The sequence below is a fragment of the Streptomyces rishiriensis genome, assembly GCF_030815485.1.
GTDB lineage: Bacteria > Actinomycetota > Actinomycetes > Streptomycetales > Streptomycetaceae > Streptomyces > Streptomyces rishiriensis_A.
In genome coordinates, this window is the sequence record NZ_JAUSWV010000002.1 from 549,201 (window position 1) to 568,234 (window position 19,034).

Genomic DNA, 19,034 nt, shown 5'->3' on the forward strand with positions numbered 1-19,034 from the left:
CGCTCGTCGGCATGTACCCGGAGCACCTCGGTCTCGACGCTGAAGAACAGCCCCTTCCCACCCGGGGTGAGAGCGATCGTCCTGGCCTCCAACTCGAGGGCGCATCCGGCCTCGAGGCGGCCGTACGACGTCCGAGGCCGTCGGCGTGAGCCGGCCGCGGCGGACTTGTGGCGCTCGTGGCGGTAGCTCCCGGCCCTGCCCCCTGCCGAACGGGGGAGGTCGGCGCGTCCGGGGTCTGGGCGTGAGCCCTGCGAAAGAGGGCAGAAGCCACTCTTGGCACACGAACACCTGGTGTTTCACTTCGCACCCGCGTCACCTCGCGCAAGACCAGTAAGGAACTTCAGTGGCTGACCTACTGACCGGCGGGCAGCCCGACCCGGCGCGGTCCGGGCCGACCGACATCGCCAGCCTGCCCGCACAGGTCCGTGAGGACCTGACGCTCCGTCTGAGGCGGAACGAACGCCCCTTCGGCGACGACGACGTCCAGGTCGTCGAGCGACCACTCCTCCGACGTGCGGTCAGCGCCTCGGCGCTCGGCAACTGCATGGAATGGTTCGACTTCGGCGTCTACAGCTACCTTGCCGCCACGATCGGCAAGGTCTTCTTCCCCGGGGCGTCACCCGCCGCCCAGCTGATCTCGTCCTTCGCCACCTTCGCGGCCGCGTTCGTCGTACGCCCGCTCGGCGGCCTCGTCTTCGGGCCGCTCGGGGACCGCCTCGGGCGGCAGAAGGTACTCGCCACCACCATGATCATGATGGCGGTCGGCACGTTCGCCATCGGTCTCATCCCCAGTTACGCCACGATCGGTATCGCCGCCCCGATCCTGCTGTTGCTCGCCCGGATGGTGCAGGGCTTCTCCACCGGCGGCGAGTACGGGGGCGCCACGACCTTCGTCGCCGAGTACTCGCCCGACCGACGTCGCGGCTTTCTCTCCAGCTGGCTCGACTTCGGCACCTTCGTCGGTTACGCGCTGGGTTCCGCCCTGGTCACCACACTGAACCTCGCCCTCAGCGACGCGCAGATGCTCTCGTGGGGCTGGCGGATCCCGTTCCTGATCGCGGGCCCGCTCGGGGCGATCGGCCTCTACATGCGTCTCAAGCTCGAGGAGTCGCCCGCGTTCCAGCAGCAGCTCGACGAACACGAGAAGAGCCTCGCCAAGGAATCGGCGGGCACCGAGTTCAGGACCATCGTCAAGGACCACTGGCGGGCCCTTCTCATCTGCATGGGACTGGTACTGCTCTACAACGTCACGAATTACATGGTCACGGGATTCCTGCCCACCTACCTGACGGACACCCTCGGTCGCTCCAGCAGTTCGGCGGACGTCCTGGTGCTCGTGGGCATGGTGTGGATCGTGCTGCTGATCACCTTCCTCGGCAGGCTCAGCGACCACGTCGGCCGACGCCCCCTCTACGGTTTCGCGGCGGCGGGCATGATCCTGCTCGCCGTTCCCGCCTTCCTGCTGCTCAAGACGGACGGCACCTGGCCGCCGGTCTTCGGTGTGCTGATCCTTTCCACCCTGCTGGCGTGCTTCGCCGCGCCGAGCGCCGCGACCCTGCCCGCGCTGTTCCCGACGGCCGTCCGTTACGCGGCCATGGGCATCGGCTTCAACTTCGCGGTGGCGGCGTTCGGCGGTACGACCCCCCTGGTCACGGAGGCCCTGGTGAGCATCACCGGAAACGACCTGATGCCCGCGTTCTACCTCATGGCCGCCGGCGCGGTCGGGCTGCTCACCGTCCGTTTCCTGCCCGAGAGCGCCCAGGTGTCCCTCCACGGTTCCCAGCCGATGGTGGGATCGAAGACGGAGCGCCGCGAACTGATCGCCACCTCGCGGGAGCTGTACCGGACCGGGCGCGAGACGTCCGACCGCCGCTGAACCGCACCTGACCCCAGGCCCGGTCTCCTGCGCGGGAGACCGGGCCTGGACGTCGTCATCCGGCGGGCCGCCTGCCCGGTACCGGCGCGGGCCGCCAGGCGGGCGGCGGACGACTACTCTCCCACCCACCACACCGGGCGGTTGAGCGGCGGCACACGGACGAAGGCATCGTCTCCGGGCCCCCGAGGTGGCAGCCGAGCCGCTCGGCGCGGCAGGGAGCGGCCGGGCCGGCTCACCGATGACCGGGTCCACCGTCACAGGTACTGACAGGGCCCCCCACGGGTGTACCGCCCGGCCTAGCCTGGAGAGCGTGAGCACCGAGAGCGACATCCGCGCCTTCCTGGCCTCCCGCCGCGCCAAGATCACCCCGCAGCAGGCAGGCCTGCCCGCCTACGGCGGCAACCGACGCGTACCGGGCCTGCGCCGCGAGGAAGTCGCCCTGCTCGCCGGCGTCAGCATCGACTACTACGTCCGCCTCGAGCGCGGCCACCTCGCCGGCGCCTCGGAGGAAGTCCTCGACTCCGTGGCGAACGCCCTCCGGCTCGATGAGGCCGAGCGCGCCCATCTCCACGACCTGGCCCGGGCCGCCGCCAAGCGGCCCGTCCGCCGTGGCAGGCGTGCCCGCGGCCCGCTCCCGGACAGCGTCCTGCGCGTCCTGAACTCCATGGCCGACTCCCCGGCCTTCATCCGCAACGGCCGTCTGGACATCCTCGCCGTCAACGATCTCGGCCGCGCCCTGTACTCCCCGTTGTTCGCCCACGACGCCGCCGAGCCGGTCAACATCGCCCGCTTCCAGTTCCTCGACGCACGGGGCCGCGCTTTCTTCCCCGACTGGGAGGAGTCCGTGAACACCACCGTCGCCCTGCTGCGCACCGAAGCCGGGCGGGCGCCGCACGACAGTGAACTGACCGGGCTCGTCGGTGAACTCGTCACCCGCAGCGAGGAGTTCCGCTCGGCCTGGGCCAAGCACAACGTGCGCCTGCACCACACCGGCCGCAAGTCCTTCGGCCACCCCTCGGTCGGCTTGATCACCCTGGACTTCGACGCCATGGAACTGCCCGCCCAGCCCGGCCTGACCCTCACGGCGTACAGCTGTGCGCCCGGCACGCCCGACCACGACGCCCTTCGGCTCCTCGCCACCTGGGCCGCCTCCGAAAAGCCCCACCCCAGTGGTACCGACGTGAACGAGGACCGCTCGCGTCAGCGATAGCGCAACGCACGGCGCGCCTGTGCGGGCGCCCGGTCCACGGGTGCCGCGCGATCACGCCGGGCGGCTCCGGCGTGGTGGGGCCATCGCCCAGCGGATGGTCCGGGTCAGGGCCTGTCCGGTGGGGCGTACGGCGAGGTCCTCGACGACGGGCACCCGCGGCAGCCACAGCATGCCCCGGGCCCAGGGCGGCAGCAGCACGACGGCATTCGCGGCGAGCATGCCGTAGAAGGGGCGTACCGCAAGCGGCAGGGGCGGCTGGAACAGCAGGAAGCGGGCGGTGGAGCGGGCCTCGGACGTGGCCTCGAGTTCGGGGCGGTACGCGGCCAGTCGCTCGGAGAGCTCGCGGCGGTCGCGCGGTGGGTCGCTCACCCCCAGCGCCTCGGCGACACGCGCGGTGTCGGCGACGTAGGCGTCGTAACCGGCGGCGTCCAGCGGGTGGGCGCCGAAGCGTTCGTGGGCGCGCAGAAAGCTGTCCGTCTCGGCTGCGTGCACCCATCCGAGCAGGTGAGGATCGGCCGCGTGGTACGGCACTCCGTCGGCCGTCGTCCCGCGGATGTGTTCATGGATGCCACGGACCTTGCCGACCGCCCGCTCAGCGTCCGCGGCCGTGCCGTAGGTCGTCACGGCCAGGAAGGTGCTGGTGCGCTGCAGTCGGCCCCACGGGTCGCCGCGGAATCCCGAGTGCCCGGCCACGGCAGCCATGGCGAGCGGGTGCAGGGACTGCAACAGCAGTGCGCTCAGTCCGCCGATGAACATCGACGCGTCACCGTGGACGGTGCGGATCGGGCGGTCCGCTGCGAACCAGCGCGGGCCGGGTGTGTCGTGGATGCGGGCACGCGTCGCCGGTCCGTCGGGCCCGGCGACGCGGCGGAACAGGGCCCGGCCCATCTGTTCACGGACTACGGTCAGCACGGGCGGCCTCCCCTCTCCTGCTGTCCAGTGTCCGCGATCCCCGCCCGCATCCGGGCATGGGTGAGCGTTTCCTGTTCGTCCGGCCGGAGATCGGCGAAGAGGGGCTCAGCGTCGCGCACGGTCCCCGCAAGGACCGGGGGGACCACGCGGCCTCTCTCCTGAGCGTCCCCGCACCGTGTCGAGTTTCCACCGCCGACGGTCTCGACGGAGCGGGAACAGGGTCACACCGATCGCGGGGTCCGCCCGCCCCCGGCAGGCCGCCCCCTCCCCGCGCAGCACGTCACCGGACCCGAGGCCGCGTCAGGTCGCGTCTGCCGGGACGGCGGGGACGAACGCCGCCGCGCCGTGTCCGGCAGCCGGGTCCTGCTGTCGTGCTCGGTCAGCAGGCGTCGTACTTCCAGGCGTCGCCCTCCAGCGCCCACGGCTGCTTCGTCTGATCGAACTTGGGCAGGCCCTCCACCTTGTAGGTGGCGCGGCCGAGCTCCCCCGACACCTCGGCCTGCACGTCGGTCGCCGAGTGGTCCGGCCCGTAGTCCGACTTCACCTGCTGTACGACGCCGGAGTACGCGTCCTTGGTGATCTCCTTCGAGCAGCGTGCGGACAGCATGGCGTACGCGGTGTCGGCGTCCGCGGCGAAGTAGGCGGCGGTGTAGACGGCGACGGCGGCCTTGAGGTCGTCGCCCTCGTGCTCGGCCGGCACGCTGACGGTGGGCTCGGCGGCTGGTGTCCCGCTGTCGCTCGCGGCCGGGGTGTCGTCGGACGAGGAGCAGGCGGTGAGCGCCGCGAGGAGCAGGGTTGCGGTGGCGATGGTTGCGCGGGTGCGCATGGTTGTCCCCCCTGGACGGTGGTGCCAAAAAGGGCATGGTGCCACGGCCGGGACGCGCCATGGCCGCGCGGGTGGCATTTCGGCGGGGCCCTGTGACAAGGCTGCCGTGGTGATGTGACAGTCGGGCGCGTCACCGGTTCCGCCCGCGCGAGGCACGGCGCGCTCCTCGCTACGGCCGATCGGCTCAGGGGCGGCGCGCCTCGGCGGCGCGGGCGTCCGTCGGTGGAGGATCGGTGCGGTGGCGGCCGCGGCACAGGTCGCCGGCGCACCGCCCCGCCGTGTGGAGAGGTCAGGTCATGAAACCGTTCGACGCCCCGCTGTTCCGGGCACGTGCCGGCCACACGCCGGCACGTCTCGAGCCCTGCGCCCGCCTCGTCGTGCCGGCGGCGACGTGAGCGCCGCCGCGCGTGGGGACGCGCCGGGCGGTGGCCGCTACGGTGAGGCCGTCTTCCGTCCGAACAGGCGGGCGAGGGCGAGCGCATCGACTTCGGCGCCCTCGCCTACGACGACATCACCATGGCGCGGCTGCGGACTCTCGGGGTCGGCCCCGGGTGGCACTGTCTCGACGTGGGCGCCGGGACGGGCACCGTCTCCCGAAGGCTGCTGGCGGAGGCCGGGGTGGCGAGCGTGCTCGCCGTGGACCGCGACGTCCGTTTCCTCAGCGCGCGGCCCGTGTCCGGGCTCGACGTGCTGGAGGCCGACATCAGGGCGCCGGACGCCCTCCCCGGCCGGTTCTCGCTCGTGCACGCCCGCTTCGTGCTGATGCACCTGCCCGAGCGGGACCACCTGATCACCGCGTTGGCCGAACTCGTCGCGCCCGGCGGGGTGCTGGTGCTCAGCGACGCGGTCGACCTGACGAGCGACCGGACGCCCGGCACGCCGTACAGCACGGTGATGCGGGCGATGTGGCAAGGGCTGCGGGCCACCGTCGGCACCGACGTCTCCTGGGTGCCGTCGTACCCGCACCTGCTGCGTGGGGCGGGGCTCGGCTCCGTCGCCGCCGGGATCCATGTGCCGCCGCTGCTCCCGGGCAGCCCCATCAGCCGCTTCTGGGCGGACACCTGGCAGCGGAGCCGCGCGGCGATGCTGGCCACCGGCCTGGTCGACGACCGGGCCGTCGACGAGGCGGTCCGGTACCTGGACTCCGAGGAATGCGCCGCACTGTCGGCCGGCATGCTCACCGTCTGGGGGTGGAAACCCGGGGAGGCTCCGCGATGACGCCCCGCCGCCGGGTCTCTCGTGAGACATGGACTCATCGCCAGGGGGTACGCAACCGCCCGCGTGAAGACGCGGTCAGGCGGGCTGCCACAGCTCGATCCGGTTTCCCTCCGGATCGGTGACCCAGCCGAAACGACCGACGCCCTCCATGTCCTGCGTCTCTTCGGATACGTCGGCTCCCCCGGCACGCAACTGCGCGAGCATCGCCTCCAGGTCGCGGACCCGGAAGTTGAGCATGGTCCGCTGGGCGCGGGACCCGAAGTAGTCGGTTCCGGACTCGAACGTCGCGAACACCGTCGGCCCGGCATCCTGACGCCATAGGCCGTTCGCGTCGGCGTCCAGACCCAGGCAGTCGCGGTACCAGGCGCTCAGGGCCGCCGGGTCGGCAGCCCGCATGAAGTACCCACCGATTCCAAGCACACGTTCCATTCCGCCATCCTGCCAGGACGGCGATCGGGCGGGCGGTGGTCGGGAGGGACGTCGTCGAGGCCGACGAGGGCAGTCCGGTCGTCCTTTCCGGCCCGCTCGGGGACAAAGAGCCGAGGACGTGCGAGGGGCGGAGTGCGCCGACGTGGTGTCGGAGCACGCCGCCCTCGGGCGGAACAGGGTGCGGGAGCCGGGCCCGGGCCGTCACGGCGGTCACGGCGGTTACTCGGGGTCGCTGTCGAGCTTCGAGGCCCACCAGGAGTTCGCCGTGACCGCCGGGGTGGTCATGACGCATGCTCCTCAGAGGCTGCGGGCGACGATGTCGCCGTAGGCGGTGGTCGCGTGGATGTTCAGGTCGGCGACGCCTTCGGTGTTCTTGAGCGCGTTGTGGATCCGGCCGTACGCGGTGCCGGCGTCCAGCGAGGCGGAGACTCCACGGGCGGCCCCGACCGATACCTCGCCCGCGTCGGTGCGCAGCTCGACGGTGCCCCGCACGGCCTCGGCGATCCGGATGTCGCCCTTCTTGGTGCTGATCTCCGCGGGACCGTTGAGACGGCCGACCGAGACGTCACCGGCGAGCAGGGTGAGGCGTGCGCTCGCGGTCTCGTCGAGCTTGATCGAACCGTGCGAGCCCTCGATGACGACGTCACCGAGCCGTCCGACGCCCCGGAACTCGGCGCTGGCCGCCTTCGCCTCGACCCGGGAATCGGCGGGCAGCTGGACGGTGACCTCGATGGCTCCGGAGCTGCCGAGGATCCGGTTCTGCGCCGCGGCCTGGATCCGCAGGAGCCCGCCGCCGAATGCGACCTCGGCCTGCTCCGCGGCTTTCACGTCGCGGCCGTTCGAAGGATCCGCGGGCAGGACCTCGACCGTGGTGTCGGCCCGGTCGGCGGCGATGAACCGGATGCGCCCCGCGGGGATGTCGAGGACGGCGGCGATCGGGGCGGGGGTGTCGAACTTCCGCATGGTGCTCTCCTTTGGCGCGTTGTTTCTGACATCGCAAAAGCTACGTTGCCTTCACCGATTCATCAACCAGTTCGTTGCAATAACTTCGTGTTAATGCAGGTCAGCGTCATCATTTCGTTGCAATGGTGAGAGAATCAATGCAACGACGACTCCTCCATTCGTTGCAATGGATGAGAAGTGAACGCTATGCTGCGGACACCACGGCGCACTAAGGAGACATCGATGCCGGGAGGCAGACTCACCCAGCAGGAACGCCAGCAGATCTCCCTGGGACTGGCCGACGGCCTCGCCTACGCGGAGATCGCCAGACGTCTCGACCGTCCGACCTCGACGATCACCCGTGAGGTGATGCGGAACGGCGGTCCCACCGCCTACCGCGCCGACCTGGCGCACCACGCCACCGAACGCCGCACCCACCGGAGGAGGCAGGCCACGCCCCGAGGGGCGGCCACGCCCGCGCCGGCCCACGGACGCGACGCCGAGGCCGTGCGCGCGTACGAGGAGATGTTCACCACCCTCCTCATGGGACAGGGCCTGCCCAAGATGATGTCCAGGGTGCTGACCTGCCTCTACACCACGGACGCGGGCAGCCTCACCGCGTCCGAGCTCGTCGAGCGCCTCGACGTCAGCCCGGCGTCCGTCTCGAAGGCGGTCGCGTTCCTCGAAAGCCAGGGCCTCATCCGCCGGGAACGGGACGAACGCCGCCGCGAGCGCTACGCCGTCGACGACGACGTCTTCTACCAGTCGACGATCGCGAGCGCCCGGTCCAGCCTCCAGCTCGCCGAGGCGGCCCGGCAGGGAGTCGGCGTCCTCGGCTCCGACACCCCGGCCGCCGCCCGCCTGGAGAACATCGCCCGCTTCGTCGACTTCGTCGCCGAGGGCATAACCCGCGCCGCGGAGCAGGCCCGCGAGGTCCTCCACACCAAACCCAGAGCGTCCTCGGGCGACGATGCCGAGCCGGGCCCGGAGCACGCTTAGACGGCCGTCCTGACGGTCACGGCCGTCAGGGCGGGCGCGCTGGGCGCATGAGCGGCGCGGGTGCCCGTGCCGCCCCGGTACGGACGGAGTCGCGCTTTCGGTCCCGGCCGCGGCCGCTGCCGGACGGTTGCCGACCGGTGGTTCAACCGGTGAGGTGGCGCTCCAGCCAGTCCGCCGCGGCCCGGCGGAACAGCCGACGGTTGTCCGCGCGCAGGAAGTCGTGACCCTCGTCCCGCAGAGTGAGCAGCCGGGCCGGGATGCCTCGGTCTCGCGCCGCGCGTACGAACTGCTCGGACTCCCCCGGCGGCACGTTGGTGTCGTGCTCTCCGTGGACGGCGAGCAGGGGGACGCGCAGCGCGTCGATGCGTGTCATCGGCGAGAGTTCCCGCAGCAGTTCGCGGTCACGCTCGGGGTGGCCGTACTTGTGGGCCGCCGACTCGGCGAGCCAGGGTTCCGTACCGGCGAAGAAGGTCGCGAAGTCCGACATGCCGCAGACGGCGACGCCGGTACGGAACAGATCGGGGTGCCGCACCAGGGAGGCGAAGGTCAGGTAGCCGCCGTACGAGCGGCCCATGACCGCCAGTCGGGTCGGGTCGGCGGGGCCCGCGGGCACCGCGTGGGCCGCGCAGTCCGCCACGTCGTCCAGCGCGGCGAAGCGTCCCGCGCCGAGGTCCGCGTCGACGAATGATCTGCCGTGCCCCGAGGAGCCCCGGACGTCGGGGGCGAAGACGTCCAGTCCCCGGCCGGTCAGCTCGTGGTAGAGCGGGCTGAAGACGGGGCGCTCGTGCTCCTCCGGTCCGCCGTGCAGGTGGATCACGCACGGGGCGGGTTCACCCGGAGCGCGGCCCGGCGCCCGGTAGTACCAGCCGCTCAGGGGCAGCCCGTCCCGCGCCGTGAGTCGCAGGAGGACGGGGCGTACGGGTCGGCGGCCCGCCGCGGTGGCGTCCTCGTCACGGGATGACCAGGGCGTTCGCATCAGGGACACGCCGTCGGGGGCCCACCACACCCCGGGCCGGCGTTGGGAACCGGACAGCGCCGGCAGCAGCCCCCGCGGGCCGGCCGTCACGACACGGGTGACGACCTCGTGCGGCAGGGGGACGGTCGTCGTGGGCAGCGGGCCGTAGGGGGCCCACCGCGTCGGGAGAGGCTCGACGAGTTCGAGCCGGCTCTCGCCCCGCTCGTTCCAGGACAGTGCGGCGGTGCGGCCGTCGTGGGACAACGCCAGGAGGTCGAGATCGCTGTCCTGCCGTTCCGCCATGACGGACGTGCCCTGTGGCCGGCCGTCGGCGCCGAGGGCGACGGCGAGGAGCGCCGCGTACTCGCGTTCGGCGTCGCTGCGCAGCCACAGCGTCCGGCCGTCGGGTGAGAACCGTCCGATCCACGGATCGCCGTCGGCGACCGGCATGGTGCACGTCGTGGCCGAGTCGGCCGTGCGCCGGACGACGCCTTCCCGCCGTCCTCGCGGCCCGTGGCGCAGCAGCACGAGACCGCCGTCGCGGCTGATGTCGCACACCCGCAGGGTGGCGGCGTGCGTCTCCGTGGCGAGGAGGACGGGGGACGCCAGACCGTCAGGGTCGATCAGGTAGGCCGACAGGCCGCCGCCGGGACGGACCGACGGCACCGGAGGCTCCGCGGCGTCGGCCGCCGTCACGGTCGGCCCCGTCCCCGGTGCGGCGTCGTACGGGGTTCCGCCCAGGAGTGCCGCCCGGCCGTCCCGGTCGGCCCAGTTGGCCGGCAGGGCGGCGTCGGCACGGGTCGGTCCCGCGCCGTTGCGCTGCGTGCGGGCGCCCGGCGCGGCGAGCGTGACGGCGACGGCCGAGCCGTCGTGCGCCCAGCAGCCCAGGTAGGCGGTGTGGCCCGGATCGGCCCCGGCCAGCACACGGCGGCCGGTGCCGTCGGGACGTACGCACAGCACCCTGGTGTGCTCGCCGCCGCCCGGTGCGGTGGTGTAGGCGATCCAGCGTCCGTCCGGCGACCAGGACACCTCCTTGACCGGGTCCGGCAAGGAGTCGAGCAGGTGCACCTCGTCCCCGTCGACGGGCCCGGCCCACAGCTGGGGGACGCCGCCCCGGTCGCAGATGAAGGCCGCCTCGGAGCCGTCGGGGCTGGCGGAGGGGTACCAGCAGCCGTGCGAGCGCAGCCGCGTCACGGCCTCCCGAGGACCGCTCGCCTCGGGCAGGGGGACCGGCGCCGGGGCCGGGGCGGCCGCGAAGGCGGTGCCCCTCGAGTCCGCCGGCCGCGTGCCGGGGGGCGGGGCGACCGGGTCGCCGCCCAGGTCCGCCGCCATCAGCCCGCCGCTCACGTGATGCCGTGGGTCTGGAGCCATATCTCCAGCAACGCTACCTGCCACAGGGCGTTCGCTCCCCGTTTGGTGCGGTGCTCGTCGGGCGCCTCGAGGAGCTGGGACACGTACGACTCCCGGAAGAGGCCGCGCTGCCTCGCCTCGGGCGCCTCCAGCGCCTCGCGCACGCGCTTCAGGACGGGGCCCGCCATGTGCCTGATCGCCGGGACCGGGAAGTAGCCCTTCGGACGGTCCACGACGTTCAGGGGCAGCAGTTGCCGCCCGGCCGCCTTCAGCACGCCCTTGCCGCCGTCGGCCAGCTTGAGTTCCGGCGGGCAGGCCGCGGCAAGCTCCACCAGTTCGTGGTCGAGGAACGGCACCCGGGCTTCCAGCCCCCAGGCCATCGTCATGTTGTCGACCCGCTTGACCGGGTCGTCGACGAGCATCACGTGCGTGTCCAGGCGCAGGGCCGCGTCCAGGGCCGTCTCGGCTCCGGGGACCGCCATGTGGTCCCGGACGAAAGCGCCCGAGACGTCGTCGCCGGCCAGCATGCCGGGCTCCAGGATCCGGGCGAGGTCGTCGTGCGGCCGGTCGAAGTACGTGTCGGCGTACCGCTCGGCGGCGTCCTCGCGGGCGACCTCGGCGAGCCGCGGGTACCAGTGGTAGCCGGCGAGCACCTCGTCGGCGCCCTGCCCGCTCTGCACGACCTTCACCTCCTTCGACACCTGCTCGGACAGCAGGTAGAAGGCGACCACGTCGTGGCTGGTCATCGGCTCGCTCATCGCCGCGACGGCCCCGTCCAGGGCCGTCGACACCCGGTCGGAGGGGACCATCAGCCGACGGTGGTCGGTGCTGAATTCGCGGGCCACCAGATCCGAGTACGGGAACTCGTCGCCCTCCTCCCCGCCTTCCGACTCGAACCCGACGCTGAACGTCATCAGGTCCCGCTGTCCCGCCTGGGCCAGCAGCGCGACGATCAGGCTGGAGTCCAGGCCGCCGGAGAGCAGGACGCCGACCTGGACGTCGGAGACCATCCGTCGGCGTACGGCCGTGCGCAGCGCCTCCAGCATCGCGTCGCGCCAGTCGTTCGCGTCCATCGCCGCGTACTCGGCACGTCGCGTGTACGACGGCTGCCAGTAACGGTGGTCGCGGTGGGTGCCGTCCGGTTCGACGACCCGCACGGTGGCCGGCGGGAGCTTGCGCACACCGCGCAGTACCGTGCGCGGGGCGGCGACCGTGGCGTGCCAGCTGAGGTACTGGTGGACGGCCGCCGGGTCGAGCGAGGTGTCCACGTCGCCGGCGGCGAGGAGGGCGGGCAGGGAGGACGCGAACCGCAGCCGCCCCGGTGTCCGCGCCAGGTACAGGGGCTTGATGCCGAGCCGGTCTCGCCCCAGCACCACGCGTCCGGACCGGTGCTCGACGAGGGCGAAAGCGAACATGCCGTAGAGGCGCTCCACGCAGGCGGTGCCCCACTGCTGGTAGGCCTTCAGCACGACCTCGGTGTCGGACGTCGTCGCGAACCGGTGTCCCAGACCGCGCAGTTCGTCGCGCAGCTCCCGGTAGTTGTAGATGCAGCCGTTGAAGACCCCGGTGATCCCCGAGCGGGAGTCGGTCATCGGCTGCGCCGCGAGGTCCGACAAGTCGATGATCTTCAGGCGCCGATGCCCCAGCGCCACCGCGCCGCGCGTCCAGATCCCCCGGCCGTCGGGGCCGCGGGCGGCGAGCCGTTCACTCATCCGTTCGACTGCCGCCAGGTCGGGCCGGTGTCCGTCGAAGCGGATCTCCCCGCTCAGACCGCACATGACTTGCCGCCTCCGTTTCGTTCGGCGTGGGCCGAGCGCCGGTACCCGGGTACCGGACGCTCGGCGGAAGGGAATGGGTCGTCAGTGTCCATGGCGAGTTACCTCCGGGTCAGCGGCCGTGCGAACCGGTGGGAGGGCGATGTCGCCTCGGGGGACGGAAGGTCCCTGCGCCGGCCGGCCGCCGCCCTCCCGGAGGCGCGTTCCCCGCGCGTCTCGGCGATGAGCATGTCGACGCAGGCCAGCAGATCCTCTTCCTCCGCGACACGGCGCATACGGCGAGCCGCGCTGCCGTCGGCGAGCGCCTCGTCCGCCAGCGAGCGGACGGTCTCCCAATCGCCGTCGCCCTCCAGAACGGGACGCAGCCGGGCGAGCAGCTTGCTCACGACCTGCCCGGCGGGCGCCTCCCGATGGGTCTCGGGATCCAGCAGACCGCCTTCGAGTCCGGAGCGGGCCGCCCGCCAGGCGGCGCCGCGCAGCCACTCGTGCCGTCCGTCGCAGCCCGGGACACCGCCCGTCCGGAGCCTCTCGCAGGCCTCGGTGACCAGGGCGCGGAACAGTCCCGCGACGAGCACGACGGTCTCCGCGCGCGGACAGGAGTCGCAGATGCGCAGTTCCAGCGTCTGGAGGTGCGAGGAGGGGCGTACGTCGTAATAGATCATCCCCTCGTCGCTGATGACCCCGGACCGGACGAGGTCGCGCACCGTGGCGTCGTACTCGGCCGCGTTCGCGAAGCAGCCGACCGGACCCGCGGTGGGCCAGCGCTGCCAGAGCATGGTGCGCCAACTCGCGTACCCCGTGTCGGAGCCCTGCCAGAACGGCGAACTGACTGAGAGCGCGAGAAGCACGGGCAGCCACGGCGAGACCGCGCACATCACCTGCACCGCCGTGTCGCGGTCCGGTACGTCCACGTGGACCTGAGCACCGCAGATGAGCTGCTCGTCGGCGACCGTGCGGTAGTCCTCGATCATGCGGCCATAACGCGCTCCGGCCGTGGGATGCGCGGCGGTCGTCGGCGCGAGTGGCGCCGAACCCGCGGCCACCGCCGCCAGTCCCAGCGAGGATGCGGCCGCGTCGAGCCGCCGTCTGGTCTCGGCCAGGTCGGCGTACAGATCGCCGAGGGACGTGTGCACCTCGCTGTTCGACTCCACGGTGGACTGGTGCAGTTCCGTGGTGAAGGTACGCCCGGGCAGGCGTCGCAGGAGCGAATTGGCGCGTGGCACGAGCAGTCCACTCTCCACCTCCAGGACGTGGAACTCCTCCTCCACTCCGATACGAACGCTCACGGTCACTCCTCGGGGCGATGCGTAGCGGCAGTTCGCCGCAGGCGAAGGGCCTTCACCACGGCCGGACGGCCGCAGGTGAGACACTTCGAGTCACCAGAACGCCGACTTATAAGCGCACATTGCATATGCGACATGAGCAAATCTCAGATGAGCGGATGCGGGGCCGGTGGCACCCGGGATCCGGCAGTGAGGGACGCTCCGACTGTGCCGTCGCGAAGGCTCCTCGAAGGCTCGAACACACGCAGACGCGGGCCCGACGGCTCGATGATCCGATGGCTCGAAACGTGGCCCGACGGCTCGACGATCCGACAGCCGGGTGGCCCGAAGCGGTCGACGACGGCAGGACCCCCACGCCGTGCCCCTGTGGCCGCCGTGCGACGGGGGCACGGCGGCCACAGGGGCACGGCCGGCCGACGGCCGGCCGTGCGTCACTCGGATCGGACGGAGCTCCGGGGCTCACGGACGCCAGGTCGTCTCACGGCTTTCCCGACGCGTCGTCGTCGCCCGACCCCGGTTCCGCCATCCGCCGGTGGGCGGCCGCCTTGGCACTGTCCGGGAGGACCCTGTTCACCAGGCCCTGCGCCTTGGTCTTGGCGGAGCCGGCCACGACCTTCTTCCTGCCGCCCATGAGTGCCTCGAAGCCGTCCTTCGCGACCTTGGCCGGGTCGTCCTTGTCCTGCCGGCCCACCTTGGTGTCCTCCATGTCGGCGCGTCGGAAGAACTCCGTCTCCGTGGGGCCGGGCATGAGCGAGGTGACGGTGACGCCGGTGTCCTCGAGTTCGTTCTGCAGAGCCTCCGCGAAGGACTGCACGAACGACTTGGAAGCGTTGTACACGGCCTGGAACGAGCCGGGCATGGTCGCCGCGATCGACGAGGTGAACAGCACCTTCCCCGCACCCCTGCGGGCCATGTCCGGCAGCAGCCGCTTCGCGAGCCGCACCGTCGACGTGACGTTGAGGTCGATGACACGGATCTCGTCCTCGATGTCGGTTTCGACGAACGGCCCGCCCTTTCCCACGCCGGCGTTGAGTGCCGCGGCGGCCAGCGGCCGTCCTTGGGCGGTGACGGCGGCGTACAGCCGGTCCACACCTCCCGGTTCCGCGAGGTCGACCTGCACGGCCGTGACCGCCGCTCCGTGGGCGCGGATCTCGTCCGCCGCCAGGTGCAGCTCACCGTTCTCCGCGGTCAGCAACACGTCGTACCCGTTCTCTGCGAATTGCCTGGCCAGCTCGAACCCGATGCCGCTCGAAGCACCCGTGACGAGAGCCAGAGGCTTGTTGTCGTCCATGGCCGCCGGGTACCCCTGCGCAGTCGCGTGAAAGCGCCTTCGTCGCGCGCGGGTGACGTGTCGGCGCGTGCGGATGAGGGGCGGACCGGAGGGCGGGCGGCCGTCCGGAACCGGGGTCAGCCCGCCCGGCGAACGCACTGCCCCGCGCCGAACTCCGCTGTGCGCGGCGGCTTTCCGGTCCGCTCGGCCAGGTCCGTCGCCGGTCCGCGTAGGCTTCGCTCAGCACGGACGCGGTGGGGGGCGAGGCACATGAAGGCTCGGACGGCACAGAGGTGGGGGTCGGCCCTCGACTCGGTGGTGGTGTACGCGCAGGGCGCGGTCTGCCGCCGCCTGGCCTCGGGCAGCGTGCCGGCGGACGGACGGGTGCGGGTGACGGGACTGCCTCGCTCACTGGACCCCGGGTCCCTACGGGCCCGTGTCACCGGCGCCTCCGGTGTGCGCGTCACCGAGGCACGGGTGGAGGTCGAGGCCGAGCCGCTCGCCGGAGCCGCCCCCTACGCGCTGCGGCGCGAGACGGAACAGCTGGTCGACGCGTACGCGGCCGCGCAGGGGCGCCGGGACCGGCACCTGAAGCTGATCGAGGAGGTCAAGGGGCTGCGGCCGGTCCCGCCGGCCCGCCGACGCGACGACCCGCACCGGCGCACCCCGGTCGACGCGTGGCTGGAGCTCGCCGAGTTCGTCGACGAGCGGCTGACCAGGCTGCACACCCGGCTCGTCGAGCTGGAGGAGGCGTTGGGGCAGGCCGAACACGCCCTCTCCGTCGCCGCCGACCGGCTCGCCCGCGCCTCCACCGACGCACCGGCGGCGCACGTGGAGACCACGGTCTCGGCCGTTCTGACCCTCGACGGCAGCGGTGACGCGGAAGTGGAGCTGGAGTACGGCGTGCCGGGCGCGGTCTGGGTGCCGGCGTACCGTCTCACGCACCGTCAGGGCGACAGCAGCGGCCGGTTGGTGCTGCGCGCCTCGGTGGCCCAGCGCACGGGCGAGGACTGGAACGGTGTGCGCATCGCTCTGGCCACCGCCGACCTACGGCGCCGTACCGACCTGCCCAGGCTCCGCTCCGTGCGGATCGGACGCCGTCAGCCCGCACCCCTGCCGTCCGGCTGGCGGGAGCCGCCGACGGGTCTGTCCGACCTGTTCGCCGGGTACGACGTGGCACCTCGCCGGCCGGCCACGACCGCCGCTCCCCCAACTCCCGGCGGCGGGCCGGCGCCCGTGGCGGCCGGCCCCGCACCGGGTCCCGTTCCGCCGATGCAGCCGGCATCCCAGGGGTACGGCGAGTCGCTCGCCGGGGCACCACAGGGCTACGGCGCGCCGTCCCCCGTGCCGCCGCCGGGCAGTGCGGGCAGCGCGTACCCCGAGCCCTTCGGGGGCGGCGGAGCGAACGAGGCCGCGCAGCCGGTGCGGTCACGACCGGGCGGCAGGCAGCGGGCGGGCGGCATGCCCCTCGCGGCGCCCGCGATGGCTCCCCGGGCGCCCGGCCGGATCGCAGCGCCGCCGCCGCCCGCGGCCCCCGGCGGCTTCGCGGCGTCGCAGCCGGTGGCGCCGACGGCGGGTCCGCCCCGGCCCAGCGGGGCCGAACTCGACTACAGCGCCCTCGTGTTGTGCGGTCCCGACGAACAGGGCGGCCGCCGGGGCCGGTTGTTCCCGGACTCCCCGTTCGACCCGGTGGCGGCCGAGTACCGCCGCCGCGCCGAGGCGGTGGCCGCGCTGCCGCTGCCCGGACATGCCGTGCGGCCTCGCGAGTCGGCGGGCTCCTTCGACCACCGGTTCGACGCCGTCGCCCGCGCCGACATTCCCTCGGACGGTACGTGGCACACCGTCACCGTCGGCGAGATCCCGGTCGGTCTGCGCACCGAGTACCTCTGCGTGCCGTCCGTGGAGCAGACCGTCTACGCGACGCTGGTGCTCTCCAACTCCACCGATCAGGCTCTGCTGGCCGGCCCGGTGGAGGTCACCGTCGGCGACGACTTCCTGCTGAGCACCGCGCTGCCCACACTCGCCCCCGGCGGTGAGCGCCGGGTGGGGCTCGGCCCGGCCCAGGGCATCCGGGTCACCCGCCGTACGAACGTGCACGAGTCGACGTCGGGGCTGCGCGGCGGCACCACCGTGCTCGACCACCGCGTGCACGTGGAGCTGGCCAACCAGCTCGGCGAGCCCGCCACCGTCGAGGTCCGTGAGCGGGTCCCGGTCACCTCCGACGCGGACATCCGGATCGAGGAACGGGCCGACTGGACGGCGCCCCGGGACGGCGCGGGCCCCGAGCAGCACACACCCGGCACCCGCGTCTGGCGGGTGGACCTGCCCGCCGGCGCCACCACCGCCCTCGACGGCGGCTACGAGATCCGCATCGCGTCCGCCAAGACGCTGTCCGGCGGCAACCGCAGGAGCTGACACACCCCATGTCCATGGCACCGGAGCCGATTCCCGTCCCCGTCACCGCCGTCACCTGTCTGGAGGACCGCGCCCATGTCGAGCGCACGACCGTGCTCGACCTCGAGGCGGGAGTACAGCGGTTGCGTCTGGGGCCCGTCAGCGCGCTGGCCGTCGACCGTACGCTCCACGCCGAACTGACCGCCGAGCAGGCGGCGACCGTCCTGGACGCGCGGATCGTCCGGAGCTGGACGCCGCACGGGCCGCGGCCCGCCGAGGACGACTCCGCGCTGCGCCACCGCGTGCACGTCCTCGAAGAGGAGGAGTTGCCCGCCCTGGGGCGGCGGCGCGACCGGCTGCACGCGCGACTCGACGCGCTGGACCGTCTGGCCGCCGATCTGCTGAGGGAGATCGGCGAAGGAGCCGGCGCGGGAGAGTCCGAAGGGCTGCGCTGGACCCGCGAGCTGGACCGGGTGGACAAGGAGCGCGACGCTCACGGCGAGCAACTGCGCAGTGTCGAAGCCCGGCTGACCGCCCTCGGTGCCGAACTCGCCGACGCGCAGCGGGCCGTGGACCTCGCCGAGGACCGACCCGCCGAACTGGTCGCCCATGTCGAACTCACCCTGGAGGCCGTGGCCGCCGGGCCGGCCGGCCTGCGCCTCAGCCATCTCACCCCGTGTGCGCTGTGGCGGCCCGCCTACCGGGCCCTGCTCGACGGCGACTCCCTCACGCTGGAGACCGACGCGATGGTCTGGCAGCGCACCGGCGAGGACTGGTCCGGTGTTCGGCTGACGCTGTCGACGGCCCGCTCGGCACAGTCCACCGAGCCGCCCCGGCTGGGCGAGGACCGGCTGACGCTGCAGGACCGCTCCCCCGCCGAGCGCCGCACCGTCGACGTCGAGCTGCGCGAGGAGGACGTCGCGGACCTCGGTCCGGCCCCGGTGCTCGGCCTGCCGGGGCTGGACGACGGCGACGAGGTACGCGTGCTGAAGTCCCCCGCGCCGGTTTCGGTGCCCGCGGACGGCCGCGCCCACCGTGTGCCGCTCTCCTCGTTCACCACGACCGCGAGCCTCGAGTACGCCTGCGCACCCGAACTGTCCCCGCTGGTCACCGAGGTGGCACGCTTCGACAACCGGTCCGGCCACGCACTGCTCGCCGGGCCCGTCGACCTGATCCGGGGCAGCGGGTTCACCGGCCGCGGCACACTGGACTTCACCGCTCCGCACGCTCCCGTGGAACTCGCCTACGGCAGCCGCGACGACCACCGGGTCGTCCGGCACACCGAGGAGAGCCGCGACACCGCCACGCTCACCCAGCGGACGGTGGTCACCCGCACGGTCCGCCTGCACGTGTCCCGGTTCTCCTCCCCCGGCGAACACGGCGACCGGGTCATCGTCCTGCGCGAACGGATCCCCGTCTCCGAGGTGTCGGCGGTGGAGGTGCGGCTCCGCGAGGAGGCCTGCTCCCCCGCCCCCGACACGGTCGACGCCGACGGCATCGCCGGTTGGAGCCTGACCCTGCCGCCCGGCGGCCGGCGCACCGTCACCCTGGTCTACGAGCTGTCGGCGAGCGCGAAGGTCGCCGGGCTGTGAGCC

General features: G+C 72.8%; 13 protein-coding genes and 1 pseudogene. 6 read left to right on the top strand and 8 right to left on the bottom strand.

The annotated features are described in order from the left end of the window. Positions 1 to 343: 343 nt before the first annotated feature. Both QF030_RS04850 and QF030_RS04855 read left to right on the top strand, forming a co-directional pair. On the top strand, positions 344 to 1,876 hold the full coding sequence (locus QF030_RS04850) for an MFS transporter (protein WP_307161397.1): 1,533 nt from the start codon (positions 344 to 346) through the stop codon (positions 1,874 to 1,876). A gap of 310 nt (positions 1,877 to 2,186) precedes the next feature. Next, the gene (locus tag QF030_RS04855; RefSeq protein ID WP_307161398.1) at positions 2,187 to 3,086 is read left to right on the top strand and encodes a helix-turn-helix transcriptional regulator; all 900 of its coding nucleotides are present in this window, start codon (positions 2,187 to 2,189) and stop codon (positions 3,084 to 3,086) included. A 51-nt stretch (positions 3,087 to 3,137) separates the two neighbouring features. On the opposite strand, the gene QF030_RS04860 is transcribed toward QF030_RS04855, so the two are convergent. Beyond that, entirely contained in the window at positions 3,138 to 3,998 is an 861-nt protein-coding gene (locus QF030_RS04860; RefSeq protein WP_307161399.1) for an oxygenase MpaB family protein, read from the bottom strand. A gap of 379 nt (positions 3,999 to 4,377) precedes the next feature. Then, entirely contained in the window at positions 4,378 to 4,824 is a 447-nt protein-coding gene (locus QF030_RS04865) for a hypothetical protein (protein ID WP_307161400.1), read from the bottom strand. 391 nt (positions 4,825 to 5,215) lie between these two features. Here QF030_RS04865 and QF030_RS04870 point away from each other — a divergent pair. Next, positions 5,216 to 6,042: pseudogene (locus tag QF030_RS04870) on the top strand (class I SAM-dependent methyltransferase). Positions 6,043 to 6,117: 75 nt separating this feature from the next. Here QF030_RS04870 and QF030_RS04875 read toward each other — a convergent pair. Then, positions 6,118 to 6,471: a VOC family protein gene (locus QF030_RS04875; RefSeq protein ID WP_307161401.1), complete on the bottom strand. Its 354-nt coding sequence runs from the start codon at positions 6,469 to 6,471 to the stop codon at positions 6,118 to 6,120. Between the two features lie 297 nt (positions 6,472 to 6,768). After that, a complete protein-coding gene (locus QF030_RS04880) occupies positions 6,769 to 7,434 on the bottom strand; it encodes a DUF4097 family beta strand repeat-containing protein (protein ID WP_307161402.1) in 666 nt (221 codons plus the stop codon). Between the two features lie 222 nt (positions 7,435 to 7,656). Between QF030_RS04880 and QF030_RS04885 the strand changes: the two genes are divergently transcribed. Continuing rightward, the gene (locus QF030_RS04885; protein ID WP_307161403.1) at positions 7,657 to 8,412 is read left to right on the top strand and encodes a helix-turn-helix domain-containing protein; all 756 of its coding nucleotides are present in this window, start codon (positions 7,657 to 7,659) and stop codon (positions 8,410 to 8,412) included. A 142-nt stretch (positions 8,413 to 8,554) separates the two neighbouring features. Here the strand turns inward: QF030_RS04885 and QF030_RS04890 are convergent, their stop codons facing one another. The 4 genes from QF030_RS04890 to QF030_RS04905 form a co-directional block, all read right to left on the bottom strand. Then, a complete protein-coding gene (locus tag QF030_RS04890) occupies positions 8,555 to 10,738 on the bottom strand; it encodes a S9 family peptidase (RefSeq protein WP_307161404.1) in 2,184 nt (727 codons plus the stop codon). Next, on the bottom strand, positions 10,711 to 12,495 hold the full coding sequence (locus QF030_RS04895) for an N-acetylglutaminylglutamine amidotransferase (RefSeq protein ID WP_307161405.1): 1,785 nt from the start codon (positions 12,493 to 12,495) through the stop codon (positions 10,711 to 10,713). The genes QF030_RS04890 and QF030_RS04895 overlap by 28 nt, the downstream gene beginning before the upstream one ends. Positions 12,496 to 12,593: 98 nt before the next feature. Further along, complete coding sequence (locus QF030_RS04900) at positions 12,594 to 13,778, bottom strand: carboxylate-amine ligase (protein ID WP_307161406.1); 1,185 nt, start codon at positions 13,776 to 13,778, stop codon at positions 12,594 to 12,596. 475 nt (positions 13,779 to 14,253) lie between these two features. After that, complete coding sequence (locus QF030_RS04905) at positions 14,254 to 15,066, bottom strand: SDR family NAD(P)-dependent oxidoreductase (protein WP_307161407.1); 813 nt, start codon at positions 15,064 to 15,066, stop codon at positions 14,254 to 14,256. A gap of 249 nt (positions 15,067 to 15,315) precedes the next feature. Between QF030_RS04905 and QF030_RS04910 the strand changes: the two genes are divergently transcribed. Together QF030_RS04910 and QF030_RS04915 are read left to right on the top strand one after the other, a co-directional pair. After that, positions 15,316 to 17,460, top strand: a complete 2,145-nt coding sequence (locus QF030_RS04910) for a DUF4139 domain-containing protein (protein WP_307161408.1) — start codon at positions 15,316 to 15,318, stop codon at positions 17,458 to 17,460. Between the two features lie 8 nt (positions 17,461 to 17,468). Then, the gene (locus QF030_RS04915) at positions 17,469 to 19,031 is read left to right on the top strand and encodes a DUF4139 domain-containing protein (RefSeq protein ID WP_307161409.1); all 1,563 of its coding nucleotides are present in this window, start codon (positions 17,469 to 17,471) and stop codon (positions 19,029 to 19,031) included. Positions 19,032 to 19,034: the final 3 nt, after the last annotated feature.